The sequence below is a fragment of the Bradyrhizobium sp. Ses1 genome (assembly GCF_059512365.1).
Genome location: NZ_JCAMOQ010000001.1, coordinates 401085 through 417067 on the forward strand (window position 1 = coordinate 401085; position 15983 = coordinate 417067).

12 protein-coding genes are annotated in these 15983 nt (G+C 63.8%); 2 read left to right on the forward strand and 10 right to left on the reverse strand.

Annotated elements, in window-relative coordinates:
- Window positions 1-46: 46 nt before the first annotated feature.
- Window positions 47-346 (forward strand): hypothetical protein, encoded by a 300-nt coding sequence (locus AC5ZG5_RS01930; RefSeq protein WP_456640883.1) that lies wholly within the window; start codon window positions 47-49, stop codon window positions 344-346.
- Between the two features lie 168 nt (window positions 347-514).
- Here the strand turns inward: AC5ZG5_RS01930 and AC5ZG5_RS01935 are convergent, their stop codons facing one another.
- From AC5ZG5_RS01935 to AC5ZG5_RS01945, 3 genes are all read right to left on the reverse strand, one after another.
- Entirely contained in the window at window positions 515-2494 is a 1980-nt protein-coding gene (locus AC5ZG5_RS01935; RefSeq protein ID WP_456640884.1) for a hypothetical protein, read from the reverse strand.
- A 413-nt stretch (window positions 2495-2907) separates the two neighbouring features.
- Window positions 2908-3522: a class I SAM-dependent methyltransferase gene (locus AC5ZG5_RS01940; protein ID WP_456640885.1), complete on the reverse strand. Its 615-nt coding sequence runs from the start codon at window positions 3520-3522 to the stop codon at window positions 2908-2910.
- A 42-nt stretch (window positions 3523-3564) separates the two neighbouring features.
- A complete protein-coding gene (locus AC5ZG5_RS01945) occupies window positions 3565-4122 on the reverse strand; it encodes an HNH endonuclease (protein WP_028163793.1) in 558 nt (185 codons plus the stop codon).
- 190 nt (window positions 4123-4312) lie between these two features.
- Between AC5ZG5_RS01945 and AC5ZG5_RS01950 the strand changes: the two genes are divergently transcribed.
- Window positions 4313-6073, forward strand: a complete 1761-nt coding sequence (locus tag AC5ZG5_RS01950; protein WP_456640886.1) for a chloride channel protein — start codon at window positions 4313-4315, stop codon at window positions 6071-6073.
- 304 nt (window positions 6074-6377) lie between these two features.
- Here AC5ZG5_RS01950 and AC5ZG5_RS01955 read toward each other — a convergent pair whose 3' ends face one another.
- The 7 genes from AC5ZG5_RS01955 to AC5ZG5_RS01985 all read right to left on the reverse strand — a co-directional run bounded on the left by AC5ZG5_RS01955 (window position 6378) and on the right by AC5ZG5_RS01985 (window position 15892).
- Window positions 6378-7352, reverse strand: coding sequence for a peptidyl-alpha-hydroxyglycine alpha-amidating lyase family protein (locus tag AC5ZG5_RS01955; protein WP_456640887.1), 975 nt, complete (start codon window positions 7350-7352; stop codon window positions 6378-6380).
- Between the two features lie 128 nt (window positions 7353-7480).
- Window positions 7481-9268, reverse strand: coding sequence for a flavin-containing monooxygenase (locus tag AC5ZG5_RS01960; RefSeq protein ID WP_456640888.1), 1788 nt, complete (start codon window positions 9266-9268; stop codon window positions 7481-7483).
- A gap of 92 nt (window positions 9269-9360) precedes the next feature.
- Window positions 9361-10446 (reverse strand): DUF2855 family protein, encoded by a 1086-nt coding sequence (locus AC5ZG5_RS01965; protein ID WP_456640889.1) that lies wholly within the window; start codon window positions 10444-10446, stop codon window positions 9361-9363.
- Between the two features lie 244 nt (window positions 10447-10690).
- Entirely contained in the window at window positions 10691-12052 is a 1362-nt protein-coding gene (locus AC5ZG5_RS01970) for an FAD-binding oxidoreductase (protein ID WP_456640890.1), read from the reverse strand.
- Window positions 12053-12160: 108 nt separating this feature from the next.
- Window positions 12161-13021 carry a helix-turn-helix domain-containing protein gene (locus tag AC5ZG5_RS01975; protein WP_456640891.1) on the reverse strand — a complete coding sequence of 287 codons (861 nt, stop codon included), beginning with the start codon at window positions 13019-13021 and terminating at the stop codon, window positions 12161-12163.
- Window positions 13022-13154: 133 nt separating this feature from the next.
- Entirely contained in the window at window positions 13155-14681 is a 1527-nt protein-coding gene (locus tag AC5ZG5_RS01980) for an acyl-CoA synthetase (protein ID WP_456640892.1), read from the reverse strand.
- Window positions 14682-14710: 29 nt separating this feature from the next.
- A complete protein-coding gene (locus tag AC5ZG5_RS01985) occupies window positions 14711-15892 on the reverse strand; it encodes an ABC transporter substrate-binding protein (protein WP_456640893.1) in 1182 nt (393 codons plus the stop codon).
- Window positions 15893-15983 lie beyond the last annotated feature (91 nt).

A 15983-nucleotide genomic window follows, 5' to 3' on the forward strand; every position in this document is an offset into this window, starting at 1 on the left:
GACTGGCGCAATCTCCTGCGTTGTCATCCTCACGAGGAGCAGTCAAATGAAGGCCATGTCAGCGCTCGCAGCATTGGTGCTTTCGCTTGCCCCGGCTTGCGGCGCACAGGCATCCACGTTCGGTCATTGGTGTGAGCGGGCGGTGAAACAGCGGATGCTGGCGCCCTCGGCGTATCGCCGGGTCAACCTCATCGAATGGCAGCAGCCGGTCTTCTTCACGCCCTATTTTGCCTGGCCTCCGCAGCAGCCGCACAGCCGCCTCGAGGCGTTCGTAGAGTATGACCTTCACAACAGGTTCGGCGTTCCGCTGCGGTCGATGGCCAAGTGCGTCTATGGTCGAGATTAGTGAAGGCGGAAAACGTGACACGTGCTTTTGTCATGAGTCCCAGCACGACATGTGCCGGGACTCATGAAGTAACCAAAAAACCTTCTTCGGTGTAGGGATACAAGCGCGGGTCTTGCGTTTTGCTTGCGCCACGAAAGCGGTTGGCCTTGATATGCCCTGTACCGCGCTTCAGGTGTGCGTCGGCCAGTGCCGCTCGCGGAACCAGTTGCGATATTCCGACGACATCTTTGCGCGCTGTGCCTGCGGCGCATGCCGCTTGCACGTGGAAGCCTCCTCGCTGTTGTCAGGCGCGCCCCACCTCACCTCGACGCAGTCGTTCGGGTTATAGGCCATCTCGAAGCTCGCGGCACGATCGAGGACCTCCTTGAGCGACAGCGTCCACTGCGAGCCGTCGCTGCGGGTGTAGGATATTTTTCGCGAGGCGAGTTCGGACGCTAGCACCCCTTGCAGCTCGTTCTTCACATCCGCGATGTCCCTGCCGTTCGGCATCGCGTAGCGCGCCCCCCGCCGCACGACGCGATCAGGATAGCCCCGCACGACGTCCATCGCGATCAACAGGCGGAAATCGCGCGCCGGTGTGGAGTAATCCTCCCAGGCTCCTGACGTCTCGAAGATCGAGGGGCCGTTGGGCATGGCCACGTCGCCAGCCTGCTTCTCCTGATATTTTCGTCCGTTTTCGACCGAGGTCACACGCGTCTTCACCTGCTCGTTCAAACTCGCGATGGCGTCCGTCATCGCTTTCACCGGATCGAGCGGCTCGGGCGACATCACGTCATCCATGCGATCGTAAAAGTCCTCGGCACTCATCTTTGACTGATCGAGCGAAAAATCGGCGTACTGCGGATTGCTGGTGATTTCGGCGTTGGCCAACCGCCGCAACGAACCGCCTTTGTCGCGCGCGATCGGCCGGAAGTGCTTGAAACCCGGGCTGCCGAGCGCGGGGTCGTGCACGAACAGGAAATTGCCGCGCCAGAAGCGCTTTCGCGTGATCGACCCGTCCGGCTCGGCATCGACCGCGAGGAAGACGCCCGGCTTGCCGTCCATCTCCGGCACGCGATGAACGAGCATCAACACGTGTCCATAGGGATCGGCGTACACCGTGCCCGGGCGGAGCGTCTCTTGCGCCAGCGGAACGGTGTAGAAATCGGTGTTTTCGTCGCTCGCGGCGACCCGCACGGCGCCCGTATGCACGACGTCGCCGACGTCCCGCAGATATTCACTGAACGTCGTCGGCGGCTTTGGCTGCGGCTTCGGCGGAGCCGCAACGGGAGCTGGTGTCTGGGCCGACGGGGCGCCGCCGAACATGTTCAGGATCCTCGGCGTTTGCCCAGGCAGCGTGGCGTCGGCGATCGTCGCCGGCGCGATCTCCTGTTCGGGCGGCGCCGGCGGACGTGTCATCTCCGGATGCTCCATGTCGAACCACTGGTAGCATTTGGGCGCCCTGCCGCCGGTGCCGCGTGAGCAGTTGGAATAGCCGAACGGCAGCCCGACCTTGTAGGCAAAATAGGCGCGCAGGAAGTACACGAAGTCGGCGCAGTCGGGGCGAAGGCCGGTCTTCACGTTGTCTTCGCCGCGACCAAGATAGTTGAACAGGAAGTTGCGTGACCGGTCGCGCAGGACTTCATGCCAGGCTTTCCAGGACAGATCCTGATCGGGCGGCGCGTCGAACAGTTTTTCGATCCACGCCGAGAACAAGGCTTCCGTCTCGTGATTCCAGCTGTTGCGCACCTTCCAGAAGCGGCCGGCGGGAATAGCCACAGGGTCCGGCTTGCGCGCGCTCACGGAGATATCGTGTGTGATCGTGCTGCAATCCGCCGTCGGGTGGTCGAGCGCGAGCGTGGCGTGCCACGTCCCCGCGGCCGGCGCGGCGACCTCGGCAAGCCAGGAGTATGGCGCACCGCCGTGCCGATCAGACGATTTGGCCGTGACGCTTCCATCGGGCGCGACCAGCGACATCACACCCTCGAGCGGCTTTTCGCTGACGATCATGACGCGCAGTGGCGCCCCCTTCCAAGGAGCGAACGGCGAGGGCAAGACCGATATCCCGACCATCTCCCCGCACGGGCCCGACGCCGCGTGGGCTGGCGATCCAACTGTTGCGAAAATGAACGCGGCTGTTGCAGCAGCAAACCGGCTGGCGAGATGCATTTTGACAACCTTTCTGGAGGAAGCCGGAACCGCATTCGGCCCTGCCGATCCCCACTCGGACGTCCGTGGCTCAGCCGCCGCTACCATCGCGCGCCGTCACTGTCGCGGCTGAGGTCAGTTGCCACTCCAGCCGGCGTAGTTTTTCAAAGCAGAAGCCGAGCATGCGAATAACCGAGGACCACGATTGTCGGGCGAAACGCCGTAGATATGGCGAAAACCGGCACGGCGCGATTTTGTGAAGTGGTTGTTGCCGCGCCGCCACGCAGAGGTCAGTGATGCTGACCAATGCGGGATGTCCCTTTGTGTTCAGAAGCGGCGGTCGGGGCAAGCGCACGGCGACATCCGCCCTGGTTCGGACAGCCGACATGATGAAAGCGGAAGCGCGGTTCAGCTCAGGGGCCCAGCAGGCGACATTACCCGAAGTCATTCCGTTGACAGAGGTACACCGTTCGTCCGCCTGCCTGCGCATCGTTCGTCGCGTGTTCCAGCACGCCGAACCCAAAACGCGCGGTAAACACCTCGTATTCGGCAGGTGATAGGCTCGCGTGATACAGCGGATCGCCCCTGTATTCGCCGATGCTCTCACAGTGCTGCGGTCCGGTATTGAACATCAATATCGTTCCGACAGAGGCGTGGTCGGCAAAAACCGCAAACATTCTTCGCTGGTCGTCGTGATTAAGATGAAAGAAGCTGTCCCACGCGAGAATGCCGTCGAACCGCCGACCGAGCGACAATCGCCGCATATCCGCAACAATCCATTCTTGATCGGGCAGGCGATCACGGCAGAACGAGATCATCGTCGGTGAGGAGTCGACGCCGGTCACGCGCAGTCCTCGTTCAATCATCTGCTGCGCAACCGGTTGCCCTGGACCGCAGCCGAGATCAAGCACCGTGGCGTCCTTGGCTAGTCGGCCGATGAAGCGGTCGTGCCAGACCTTGTCGTTCCAATAGGCGTTCCGACGGTCGCGGTCCCACGCTGCTGCGTGCTTTTCGTAGTGAGGGATAATCTGGCTGGCGAGGTCACTCATTCACAGGCAGTGGGACTCAGCACACAAGTACGGCCGCACCCTTTACGGATCCAGCTCGGTGTCCCAGTACAGATAGTCGAGCCAGCTATCGTGCAGATAGTTTGGCGGGAACAGGCGGCCGTTGCGGTGGAGCTGGTGCACGGTCGGTGCGAACGGCGTCTGCTTCGGAAACATCTTGGCCTGCTGCGTCGTCAGGTTGCCCTTCCTGAGGTTACAGGGCGAGCACGCCGCGACCACATTCTCCCAAGTAGTCTGGCCGCCTTTGCTGCGCGGGATGATGTGATCGAAGGTGAGATCGTCAGGCGAATTGCAGTACTGGCAGGCGAAACGATCGCGCAGGAAAACGTTGAAACGCGTGAATGCGGGATGCGTGGTCGGCTTGACGAAGGATTTCAGCGAGACGACGCTGGGGAGCTGGATTTCGAAGGAGGGGCTCCGGACCGCCCGGTCGTAATATTCGACGATATTTACGCGATCGAGGAAGACTGCCTTGATCGCGTCCTGCCACGACCATAGCGACAGGGGATAATAACTCAGCGGCCGAAAGTCCGCGTTCAGGACCAGTACCGGCCAACCGCCTTGCGAGACATGTGCGTTCAAGTAACGCTCCCGGCCTCCATATCGCTGCGAAGCAGCATGTACTGACATACTACATGCAGCGTGACGGGATTGTGAAGAGCGTTGAGCCGTTTATCGTATTCCACGCTGCCATGATCCCGCCGTGATTGCCACCCGCTTGCAAGGCCCGTAAACGAGGCCGCAGATACCTCCTGCGTCGGCGGCCTCTGCAATGCTCACCAAGTCCCGCTATCTCGAGGCTCCACGCCGGCTGCGCGCCTTCGTCCGCGCGCATGAAACCAGCCTGGTGGTCCTGGCGGCACTGACCGGAACCATTGGCGGGCTGGTGGTGGCGGCCATGAGTGGCGCGGTGTCGGTCCTGCACGTCGCCCTGTTCGACCTGCCGTTCGGCGAGCGGCTCTCCAGCCAGATCAGCCTCGATCCGCTGCGCGCCGTGCTGGTTCCGAGCCTGGGTGGGCTATTGCTGGGCCTGGCCTTCCTCGCGCTGGCGCGCTGGCGGCCGAAGCGCGAGATCGATCCGATCGAGGCCAATGCCCTTTACGGCGGGCGGATGTCGTTCCGCGGCAGCGTGATCGTCGCCCTGCAGACGATCTGGTCCTCCGGCGTCGGCGCCTCGGTCGGGCTCGAGGCGGGTTATACGCAGCTCTCCAGCGGCATCGCAGCTTCGGTCGGCCGCGCCTTCCACCTGCGGCGCATCGATCAGCGCATCATGGTCGGCTGTGGAGCGGCGGCGGCGATCGCCGGCGCCTTCGGCGCGCCGCTGGCCGGCGCCTTCTATGCTTTCGAACTTGTGATCGGCGGCTATACGCCCGCGAGCCTGGCGCCGGTCGGGGTCGCCGCGGTTGCCGGCTATTTTGTCGCCCATTCCTTCAGCGTGCTGACGCTGGGGGTCGGCGTCGATGCCGCCGGCGACGTGCTGGGGCGCGACCTCGCCATCGCCGCGCTGCTCGGCGTGCTGGCGGCGCTGTTCGGCATCGCCATCATGCGCGGCGTCACGCTGTGCGAGACGCTGCTCGGAAAGACAGGGCTCTGGCCGCCATTGCGTACGGCGCTCGGCGGCTTCGCGGTCGGACTGATGGCGCTGCTGACGCCGCAGGTGATGTCCTCGGGTCATGGCGCGCTGCATCTCGGCGGCATCGTGTCCATACCGTTCGCCTTCATGGCCGGCGTGCTGTTCCTGAAAGCGGTGGCCTCGATCGTCTCGCTCGGCAGCGGATTTCGCGGCGGCCTGTTCTTCGCCACGCTGTTCATGGGCGCACTGGGCGGCCGGCTGTTCGCCGCCGGTTGCGACATGTTGTGGCCGGGCCTCCAACTCGATCCGGACGTCTATGCGGTGATCTGCATGAGCGCGTTGTCGGCGTCGGTCATCGGCGGACCGCTGACGATGTCCTTCATCGCGCTGGAATCGACCGGCAATCTCTGGCTCACCACGGCGGTGCTGGTCTCCGTCATCATCTCCACGATGATCACGCGGGAACTGTTCGGCTATTCATTTGCGACTTGGCGCTTGCATCTGCGCGGCGAGACCATCCGCAGCGCCGCCGATGTCGGCTGGATCCGCGATCTCACGGTGGACAAATTGATGCGCCGGGACATGACGACCGTGAATGCGGACGTGCCAATAGCGCAGTTCCGCAAGCAGTTCCCGCTCGGCTCCAAAACCCAGGTGGTCGCGGTCGACGGCGAGGGGCGTTACGCCGGGTTGGCATTGATCGCGGACGCGCATGCGGCCGATATCGATATGCACAACGGCCTCCTCGGCATCCTGCGCCACAGCGACGTGGTGCTGCATCCGTCCATGAACATCCAGGAGGCAATTGCGGTGTTCGACGCCGCGGAAGCGGAATCGCTCGCCGTGGTCGAGGAGGGTGCGGAACGCTGTCCGATCGGCGTTCTCAACGAGGCGCACGCGATGCGGCGTTATGCCGAGGAATCCGAGCAGCGCCGGCGCGAGGTGATCGGCGATATCTGATCGCGGCTCTTTGTTCGAGCATGATCTTCGCGCAAACGCTTCGCCATTGTCGCGAGGAAAAACCGGTCCCCACTTTTCCGGATCATGCTCTCAAGCGCGATGTCATTTGGTTGAATCGGCTTAGCCGCAAGTTCACCTCTCCCGAAGGGAGAGGTCGCGCCGGAGGCGCGGGTGAGGGGTTGCGGTCCCTCGATAGAGCAGATCCCCTCACCCGGCGCTGCGCGCCGACCTCTCCCTATGGGAGAGGTGAAAAGAGGCAGCGCCCACGGCGGATACAGTTCAACCTTAGCTCATCAAACTCTAGCTACGTTACGATCTTCTCCAGCTTCTGCAGGCAGCGCGCCACCCTTACCTCGGCCGGCATCTCGGTCTCGGGAAAGCTGGTCCTCCAGTCGGTGACGCCGACCTCGCCGACATAGATGTCGCCTTTGGAGTCGAGCGCGATGCCGTGCGGCGCCAGGAATTTGCCGGTCTCCACGCCCGGGCCGGTTTCGCCGCCGAGCCGCGCGATGCGATTGCCCTTGGCATCGACGATGGTCAGCCGGGGTCCAAGATTAGGTACCTTGCGGTTGACAGCCATGCCGGGACCGAGTTCGCCGATCACGAAATTGGGTTGCTTGCCGCCACAACAGCAGAGCGCGCAGGGACGGTGCAGATTGTTCCACTGCGTCTCGTATTTGCCGTTGCCGTCGAACACCTGCACGCGATGGTTCTCGCGGTCGGCGACATAGACAAAGCCGTCGGCATCGGTCGCGATGTTGTGAACGATGTTGAACTGTCCGGGATCGGTGCCGGGCGCGCCCCAGCTCCGCATCAGCTTGCCGTCGGGCGTGAATTTGTGGACACGGGCGTTGCCGTAGCCGTCTGAGACATAGATCTCGCCCTTTGGCGATAGCGCGGTGTGGGTGCAGCGGTTGAACGGCTCTCCGCTCATGAACGGCGCGGGCTTAGCTGGGATGCCGATCGTGAGCAGCACCTTGCCCTCGCTCGCGCATTTGCGCACAGTGTGGTCGCCGTCATCGGTGCAATAGAGATTGTCATCGGCGCCGATGTGCAGGCCGTGGGCGCGGGAGAACAGGCCTTCGCCCCAGCTCCGCAGGAAATTGCCCTCGCGGTCGAACACGATCATCGGATGCTCGCCGCGATTGAAGACGTAGATGCGGTCCTTGCTGTCGACCGCGACGGAGGCGACGTCGGTGAGCTGCCAGCCGTCGGGCAGCTTGGCCCAGTTCTGCACCACGCGGTAGCGATGCTCGCCGGAGCCGAGGATGGTCGACATGTGTTTTCCTCCCCAAGGTCGTTTTCATTCCGGGATGCGCCGCAAGGCGCAGGCCCGGAATCCATACTCACGATGGTGGTTATGGATTCCGGGCTCGCGCTTCGCGCGCCCCGGAATGACGGTGTAAACTACGCAAACATCGCCCGCGGCCCGACGTCGCGCGGCAGCAGGCCTTCCTCGATCGCCTTGATCTGCAGCGCCAGATGCTTCGAGCCGATCCGGCATTGCGCCAGTCCGCCGGCGATCAGCCAGAGGCCCGCCTGGTGCGTGCGGGTGTATATGTTGCGGAGCTCCTGCTCCTCGCCAAAGCCCCAGATCGTGCCGACGCGGTCGGCGACGTCGGCGCCGAACAGCTTCTTCACCAGTTCCTCCTGGCGCTTGTAGCCGGTCGCGAGCACCACGAGGTCGGCGGGGAGGAGTTCGCCGTTCTTCATCCTGGCGCCGGCGGCAACGAACGTCTCGATATCGGCAAACTGCTTCAGCGCGATCTCGCCTTTGACGATCAGATCGGAGCAGCCGACGTTGAAATAATAGCCGCCGCCGCGGGTGAGATATTTGAACTGCCAGCCGGTGTTGTCCTCGCCGTAGTCGAGCTTGAAGCCGACGCGCTTAAGGCCCTCGAGCAGGTCCTTGTCGAGCGCTTTCGATTTCTCGGTCACCATCGCGTGGCTCTTGCGCCCCAGCTTGAGCGGCATCGACATCGCGATCAGGTCGTTGTCGTCGAGCGTTCCCTCATTGTAGGGCGCATAGACGAGCTGCGCCGACGGCTCGATGCTGACCACCAGCGTCGGGCTGCGCTGCACCAGCGTCACGTCGGCGCCGCTGGAATAGAGGTCCTGGGCGATGTCGTGGCCACTGTTGCCGGTGCCGATGACGATGGCGCGCCTGCCCTTCCAGTTCTCGCCGTCGTCATAGCCGCTGGAATGCAGGACCTTGCCGGAAAAATCCTTCAGGCCGGGGATATCAGGCACGCTCGGAATCCCGCTGACACCGGTGGCCAGCACCACATGGCGCGGATGCATCTGGCGTTTCGAGCCATCGGCGCCGCGCAGCGTCACCGTCCAGCGGCCTTCGTTCGCGTCGTAGTGCCCGCCCTCGAACTCGGTGCTGGTCCAGAAGTTCAGCTCCATGGCGTCGACATAGGCTTCGAACCAGTTGGCAAGCTTGTCCTTCGGGATATAGGTCGGCCAGTTCGGCGGAAAGTGCATATAGGGCAGGTGGTTGACCTGCACCTGGTTGTGCAAGGTCAGCGCGTGATAGCGCTTGCGCCAATTGTCGCCGATGCGCTCCTCGCGGTCGACGATCAGCGTATCCACCTGCAACTGCTTCAGCCGTGCCGCGATGCAAAGCCCGCTCTGGCCGCCGCCGACCACGAGCACGGTCGGATCGCGGTCGGCATAGTCGGTCGACGCCTTGCGGAGGTCGAGCCAGTTCGGCCCGCGGAAGTCACGCGAATAGGCGTTGCCACGGGGGCGGTTGACGCCGAGCTGCTCCTCAAAGCCCTTGAGCTCGCCGAGCTCGGTCAGCAGCGTCCAGGCCTTGAGCGCGTTGCCGTCGGTAGGGTCAGGGATCAGGCGGACGATGCCGCTGCCGCGACCGGTCGTGGTCTCGAACTTGAACATCGCCTCGATCGCATTGGTGCCGGCCCGCATCACCTTGCGCGGGGCGCGGCGGTCGGGATCGATCACAAGGCGGCGTGGTGCCGCGCGGCCCGCATGCCGCTTCAACTCGGCAATGATGGCGTCCGCGCCGTCGATGGTCTGGATGTTCCAGCTCAGCGCCAGTATGTCACGCCAGAAACTATCGGGGAGAAACAGGAAATTGAGCGCGCCGTCGCCCGGCTTGCGAAGTGCGTCCTCGAATCGCGCGAGCCAAGTGTCGGCGGCCACCGAGATGTCGTCGGTCTTGTCGAGCATGAGCGTTTCCCATCACGGCCGTCTCCGCGGCGTGTTCCCGTGCAGCCTATACCTATTCGGCAGACCGCAGAAAGGTCGTGACGGGATGTCGGCTATTCCCAGAGCGAGAGAATAAGCCCCAGTTCCGGCGGCACGCGGCCGCTCAGGGTGTCGAGATAGGCTGCTTGCACCGCTGCGGGACCACGGCCTTCGCTCACCTTGAGCCATTGCTCAAGCTTCGGCGCGAAGCCGGCCCATGCGGGGCCCAGGCGCGCCTCGATTCCGCCCGGTCCCCATTCCTTAGCGCGCTTGCGGATCTGCTCGGGCGCGGAGAACCAGCTCGGCTTGGCGCCGGGCAGTTCCGGCTCGTTCTCCGATGAGCGACGATGCGTCAGTCCGACGCGCCCGGAATATTTCATCTGCGCGCCGAAGTGCCGGTGCAGCACCTCGCGCAAGCCGCTGTTGCCGGCCATGTCGACGAACGCCGCCGGCCGATCCGCAGCCAGCGACGCGACGCGATCATAAGTGATGACCTCGTCGTAGCAGCCGAGCGATGTCACGAAGCTGGTATTTGCCTCCGACGTCAGGCCGATCACCTCGATGCCTCTGGAGTGCAAGAGATGCGCGAGCCCGAACGCGGTCTTGCTGGAGGCGGAGGAGAGCATCACGCTTTCTGCGCCGAAAAATCCGTTCTCAGCGAGGAAGTCGTCGACCAGGAACGACAGCATGAACAATGGCCGCAGCAAGGCCTGGTAGTCGCCCTGCCGTCCGGCAAAGGCCGGATTGCCGCTCACACGTGCATAGGCATTGTAGACCGGCGCCACGCCCTGCCGATGTGCGGCGCCGTCGCGCAGGCCGCGCTTGCTGACTTCGGCGGCCTCGATCACAAGGTGCGTCGCCATCGGGAAATACCCGAACAACCGTTCACCCTCGGCAACGTTCGGATGGCGGGAGGCGATGACCTCGCCAAATCCCCACACCGGAATGCTGCCGAACCCATCCGGTGCAGGAAAGAGCTGCCAGTATTTCAGCTCGTCGCCGAGCACCGCATAGGTGATGTTGTTGGCGGTCAGCGCAAAGCGCGTCACCTTGACCAGCAATGTCTCGCTTGGAAGCACGGCGGCATCGGGCACCGTCTGCTCGATGAATTTGCATTGCTTGAGATCGTTGCGGGCGACGACGAAGTCGGTCGATGTCATGGCGGCGGCTCCGGCTCGTGACGTGCCGCCATCTTTGCGTCGGGCGATGGACGTTTTGCAACGGCAACATAGTTTAAAACGCTGTTCGCTTCCGGCGGCTGCGATGAAGCGGACGCCGGCCTGACAAGCCGTTTGAAATTGTGGACCCGAGGAAGACACGGGGCCACCTTTTTTGCCCTGAACGCCGTCAGCATGAACGCGACAGCAGTGCTAACGACATGAATCAGCATGCGCGTCCTCAACGTTAAGCGGAACGCGGCAGCGGAATGGCAGAAGAGAAGACGTTGTCGGGATCGTAGCGATGCTTGATCTCCATCAGCCGCCCGGCATTGCCGCCGTAGCTCTGTCTCGCGCGATCGAGTTCATCCTTGCCGAGAAAGTTCGGATAACCGCCGGGTAGCGCTGAGGCGAAGCGCTCGCGCGTTGAGCGCGTCCAGTGCAGGTGCCGCGGCCAGTCGCTGGCGTTGGAGCGATCCGGAAAGCTTGCCAGGATTTCGACCAGCAGGTGATCGCGACGCAGTCCGAACGCCGTCGCAGCCTCCGCGACGCGGGACGCCGCGCCGCGGAATTCGTGGGTAATGATCGCACATCCCGGCGAGACCGCGTTTTCCATCGCGTGGATGAACACGTCGATGGCGTCGCGGTCGAGCGCCGGCAGCCAGCAACTGTCCATCACGGTCTGCAATCCGCTCGCGATGTAGGGATCGAACATGCCGAGCAGGGCTGCGTAGGATTGCCGCTCGATTCCGCCCGCAAGCAGCGTTCCCAACCGCGCGAACGGCTGAAGCCCTGCTTCACCTTGTTCGGGCCGGCCGCTCCAGGTTGGAATGACCAGGACCACGATCGCGCCGCTTGGACCGACCATGAGCGTGTGCTGCACCGTCAACTCATCCGGCGCCGACGCCATTAATGCGCCGCATCGTTCGAGCACCGCGCGGGCCTCGGAAAAGGGATAGACGAGCATGCCGGAATGGACGCTCGGCAGTTCATGGACGCGATGACGCATCGCCGTCACCACGCCGAAATTGCCGCCGCCGCCACACAGCGCCCAGAACAGATCTGCGTTGCTCTCGCTGTCGGCATGCACGATGCGGCCGTCGGCCAGCACGATCTCGGCGGCGAGCATGTTGTCGATCGCCAGTCCGAAGCGTCCGATCAGCGGACCATAGCCGCCGCCGAGCGTGAGTCCGGCGATCCCGACGCTCGAAACCGATCCCGCCACCACCGCCAGCCCGTGTGGATCGGTGACAGCTATGACATCGGCGGCGCGGGCGCCGCCCGCAATCGAGGCGCTGCGGCGGTCGGCACTCAGCACCACCTTGCGCATGCCGCTCAGGTCGATCACCGCGCCGTCGCAGAGCGCACGGCCCGCCCAGTCGTGGCCACCGCCGCGGACCGACAGTGGCAGCTCGCGCTCGCGCGCAGCCCGGATTGCATCCTGGACATCCCCAGCGGTTCGGCAATGCACGACCGCACCGGGCGCGATGCCGACCTGCTTGGCCCAGATACTGGTCGCCGCCGCATAGCGATCATCGCCGGGCAATGACACCAGCCCGGGCAAGTCCTCGCTCAGGCCGCAAACGGCGGCATCGATCGTAGCAGACATGGCTTCACTCTCCTGTGATCGGCGCGAGCGGAGTGCTCGGCGTGTCTGCCGATTTACGGAGAAGCGGGCCCTGCGTTCGTGAAGATTCCTGCGGTTTTGCTGGTTCGCTCAGGTAAACTCGGAGGGCGCGACGCCGTACACGCGTCGGACCCATCGCGACAAATGGCTCTGATCTGCAAACCCGGTGTCGACAGCGATTTCCGCGAGACCCATTCGTCCTTCGCGCATATGCCGCGCCGCCGCCTGCAGGCGGAGATGGACCACGTAGCGATACGGCGTCATGCCGACCGATCGAGTGAATACGCGCGAGAAATGGAACGAGCTGCGGCCGGCGAGTGCGGCCAGATCGGCGACCTCGATCGGCTCGGCGAGATTGATCAGCACATAGTCTCTGATCCGCTGCAGCGCGCGTTGACCGAGCCGGCCGCGAACTGGGCGTCGCGGCGTCGACGTATAGTGGGAGACTAGGCGGCCGATGAAGCGGCTCGCGGCTTCGCTCCAGAACAGCGGACCATTGGGATAGCCTTGCGCACTCTCCGCGGCCAGCGACTGCGCCGCCTGCTGAAGCGTTTGGTCGTACCCCGACAGCCGTTCCGGCAGCTCTGCTTCGAGCGCGTAATCTTCCGCGGCCGCAAGCGCAAGCTGGGTCGGCTTGACCGCGACCAGCAGCATATCGGCGGTGCCGTCGGCATCGGCGGACGAGTCAATGCCGGCCGGACAGATCGCGAGCGCGCCGTGGGTCGTCTCGTGCCGAAGCTGCCGTCCGGCTATTCGGCAATCGAGCTGCAGATGGGGTGACATCTGAACGAAGACGAGGTGCTGATCCGGTGTGGCGTTGAAATGCGCCCCGCCGTCGAACAGCGCCCGGAACACCCGCACGCCGCTTTCGCCCGCCGGACCGTCCGCTTGGGACGTCGTCGGCGGGCTGCCATCCTTCTGAGCCCAGCGCACCTGACCGAACTTCGTCACGCCGATCGCGCTCCATTGGCAACGCATGAAACAACGTTGCTAGGTTGGGCGCGGATGGAGGCTGCGAAAGGGCGGCGAAGCCGTTCCTAACGCACACGTGAAAAGGCGTGAGAGCGCATTTGCCTCGGCCGCATCAAACGGCTGCGCGGAGCGTGCCTTCGCGATGCAGATCGCGCAGCTTGCGCTTGAAGATCTTGCCGGTGGCTTCGCGCGGCAGCGCGTCCATGAACTGGATGTCCTTCGGCACCTTGAAGTTGGCAAGTTTGCTGCGCAGAAAATCCTGCACGGCGGCGACCGACAGCGTCGCGCCCGGCTCGGGCTCGATGCAGGCGAACAGCCGCTCGCCATATTCGTCGTCGGCGACGCCGAACACCGCGCAGTCGCGCACGCCTTCCATGCCGATCAGCGCGTTCTCGATCTCGGCGGGATAGATGTTGACGCCGCCCGAGATCACCATGTCGCGCTTGCGGTCGCACAGGAACAGATAGCCGTCCGCATCAAGATAGCCGACGTCGCCGACGCTGACGAGGCCTTCACGCCCGGTTTCAGTGCGCGCCTTGGCATTGCCGTGATAGTCGAAATCCGGGATTGCCGTCTGCCGCATGAAGATCTCGCCGGGCTCGTTGACGTCGCATTCCGTCCCGTCGGGGCGGAAGATCTTGACGATGCCGCCTTCGATCACGCGGCCGACGGTGCCGGGCTTTGCCAGCGCCTCTGTCGCCGAATGCCAGATCGGGATCCCGGTCTCGGTGGAGCCCAGATACTCGTTCACCACCAGTCCCCACCAGTCGATCATCGCGCGCTTCACATCCTGCGGACAGGGCGCGGCGCCGTGAATGATGAAGCGCAACGAGGAGACGTCGTAGCGTCGTCTCGTTTCCTCCGGCAGCCGCAGCAGCCGCACGAACATCGTCGGCACCATGTGCATGTGGGTGACGCGGTGGCGCTCGACGAGCTGCAGCAGATCCTCGGGATCGAAGCGCGGTTCGAGCACGATGGTGCAGCCGCTGCGGAACGCCAGCATGCCGTAGCTGTGCGGCGCCGAATGATACATCGGCCCGTTCATCAGAACGATCTGGTTGTCGTTCGGCTTGATGCCGTAGGCGATCGCGCTGACGCGGGCGGCCGCGGCCTGCAGTTCGGGCGGCATCGGCTTGCGCCGCACGCCCTTGGGCTGGCCCGTGGTGCCTGAGGTGTAGAACATCGGCGAAGCGCCGATCGGGGCATCGGTCAGGGGCGCATGGGTGTCGCGCCAGCGGTCCCAGTCGGTCAGGCCGTCAGGCACCTGCGTCAGTTCAGGCGTGATGCCGTAGGCCGCGGCGATCTCGGGCGGCGTCGCCACCACCAGCAGCTTGAGCCCGGCGGGCAACCCATCGTGGATCTGCGGCAACAGGTCGGCATGACAGATCAGGACGTCCGCGCCGCTATCGGCGAGGATATAGGCGACCTCGTCGGCCTTCAGGTGCCAGTTGACCGGTACGATTGGGCTGCCGAGCGCGGCGGAGGCGGCCACCGCCTCGAACAGCGCAAAATCGTTGCGCAACATCATCGCGACCGGCTGGCCATCGCGCACGCCCAGCGCCCGCAACCCGGATGCTGCGCGGCCGATGCGCTCGTTGATCTCGCCATAGCCGATCCGGCGTTCACCGCTGATGATCATTCTCACACCCTCAATCTATCGCGACAGGCCTAGCGGTCGTCCAGGATCTCGCCGAAAGCGACCCAGCTCTTGCCGTTGAAGCGTCGCAACTGCAACTGCTGGAACGGCAGGTAATCATCCGGACCGGTCGTAACGGTCATTCCCGGCAACAATAGCGGCAGCTTGACCTCGCGCAGCGACGTCGCCTGGCGCAGGATGTTGTCGCGGCTGAAATCGTCCTTGCATGCCCTGAGCGCGGCCATCAGAAGTGTCGCATAGTGGTAGCCGGCGGCGTAGTTCGAATTGTTCAGGTCGGCATTCGGCAGATACTGCTTCATGAACGCAAAATATTGTTTCACACCTGCGTCATCGGCCCACTGCACATCCATCGTGTCCTTTTGATTGCTCGAGGAGATCAGGCCGACTGCATTCTCCAGTCCCGCCGGCTCCAGGAACGAGATCGAGGAGGCCGAGGTCGGCACGAAGAACAGTTCGGGCTTCCAGCCGAGCTCGGCCACGCCCTTGATCGACTGCGAGGTAAATTTCCCAAGCACGACGGCGAACAGCACGTTGGCGCCGGAGGCCTTCAATGTCGCGAGCTGCGAACTGATTGTCGGCGCGCTGGTCTCATAGCTCGCCTCCGCGACAATCATATTGGCGGCCTTGGGTCCGAGCGCGCGCTTGAAGCCGGCGGCATAGTCGCGGCCGAAATCGTCGTTCTGGGAGAGGATAGCGATCCTGGCGTCGGGCTTGGCCTGCAACACATATTTGGCATACACGATGCCCTCGGATTCGTAGGCGGCCATGCCGGGCATGGTCCAGGGAAAGTTCTTCGGGTCGGCCCATTTGGTGGCGCCGCTCAAGAGGAACAGTTGCGGGACCTTCTTGCCGTTGAGGTAGCGGTGCACGGCGCTGTTGGTCGCGGTGCCGAGCGAACCGAATATCATCTGCACCTCTTCCTGCTCGACCAGCTTGCGGGTCTGCTCGACCGTCTTGGGCGGAGAGTAGGCGTCGTCCATCGTGATGAACTTCACCTTGCGGCCGTTGATGCCGCCTTCGGCATTGACCTTGGCAAAGAAGGCTTCCTGCGTCCGCCCGATGATGCCGAAGCCGGACAGCGGACCGCTATAGGGCAGAGTCTGCCCGATGCGGATGTCTTCCTTGTCCTCGGCGAAGGCCGTTGCGATCGCGCCCAAGGTAAACAGAACGGCCAATGCGTGCCGCAGCTTCATGGTCTCTCTCCCGATGACTAAAGATTTTTATTCTGAATTGAGGGCGCTTGATCGCGCCTTTCCCTCGCCCCGCTCTTGCGGGGAGAGGGTT

Bases quoted from the DNA above. Each gene is read 5' to 3' on its own strand.
- AC5ZG5_RS01985 (WP_456640893.1), bottom strand. From the start codon at position 15,892: ATGAAGCTGCGGCACGCATTGGCCGTTCTGTTTACCTTGGGCGCGATC.
- AC5ZG5_RS01980 (WP_456640892.1), bottom strand. From the start codon at position 14,681: ATGATCATCAGCGGTGAACGCCGGATCGGCTATGGCGAGATCAACGAG.
- AC5ZG5_RS01970 (WP_456640890.1), bottom strand. From the start codon at position 12,052: ATGTCTGCTACGATCGATGCCGCCGTTTGCGGCCTGAGCGAGGACTTG.
- AC5ZG5_RS01965 (WP_456640889.1), bottom strand. From the start codon at position 10,446: ATGACATCGACCGACTTCGTCGTCGCCCGCAACGATCTCAAGCAATGC.
- AC5ZG5_RS01960 (WP_456640888.1), bottom strand. From the start codon at position 9,268: ATGCTCGACAAGACCGACGACATCTCGGTGGCCGCCGACACTTGGCTC.
- AC5ZG5_RS01935 (WP_456640884.1), bottom strand. From the start codon at position 2,494: ATGCATCTCGCCAGCCGGTTTGCTGCTGCAACAGCCGCGTTCATTTTC.
- AC5ZG5_RS01950 (WP_456640886.1), top strand. From the start codon at position 4,313: ATGCTCACCAAGTCCCGCTATCTCGAGGCTCCACGCCGGCTGCGCGCC.
- AC5ZG5_RS01955 (WP_456640887.1), bottom strand. From the start codon at position 7,352: ATGTCGACCATCCTCGGCTCCGGCGAGCATCGCTACCGCGTGGTGCAG.
- AC5ZG5_RS01930 (WP_456640883.1), top strand. From the start codon at position 47: ATGAAGGCCATGTCAGCGCTCGCAGCATTGGTGCTTTCGCTTGCCCCG.
- AC5ZG5_RS01940 (WP_456640885.1), bottom strand. From the start codon at position 3,522: ATGAGTGACCTCGCCAGCCAGATTATCCCTCACTACGAAAAGCACGCA.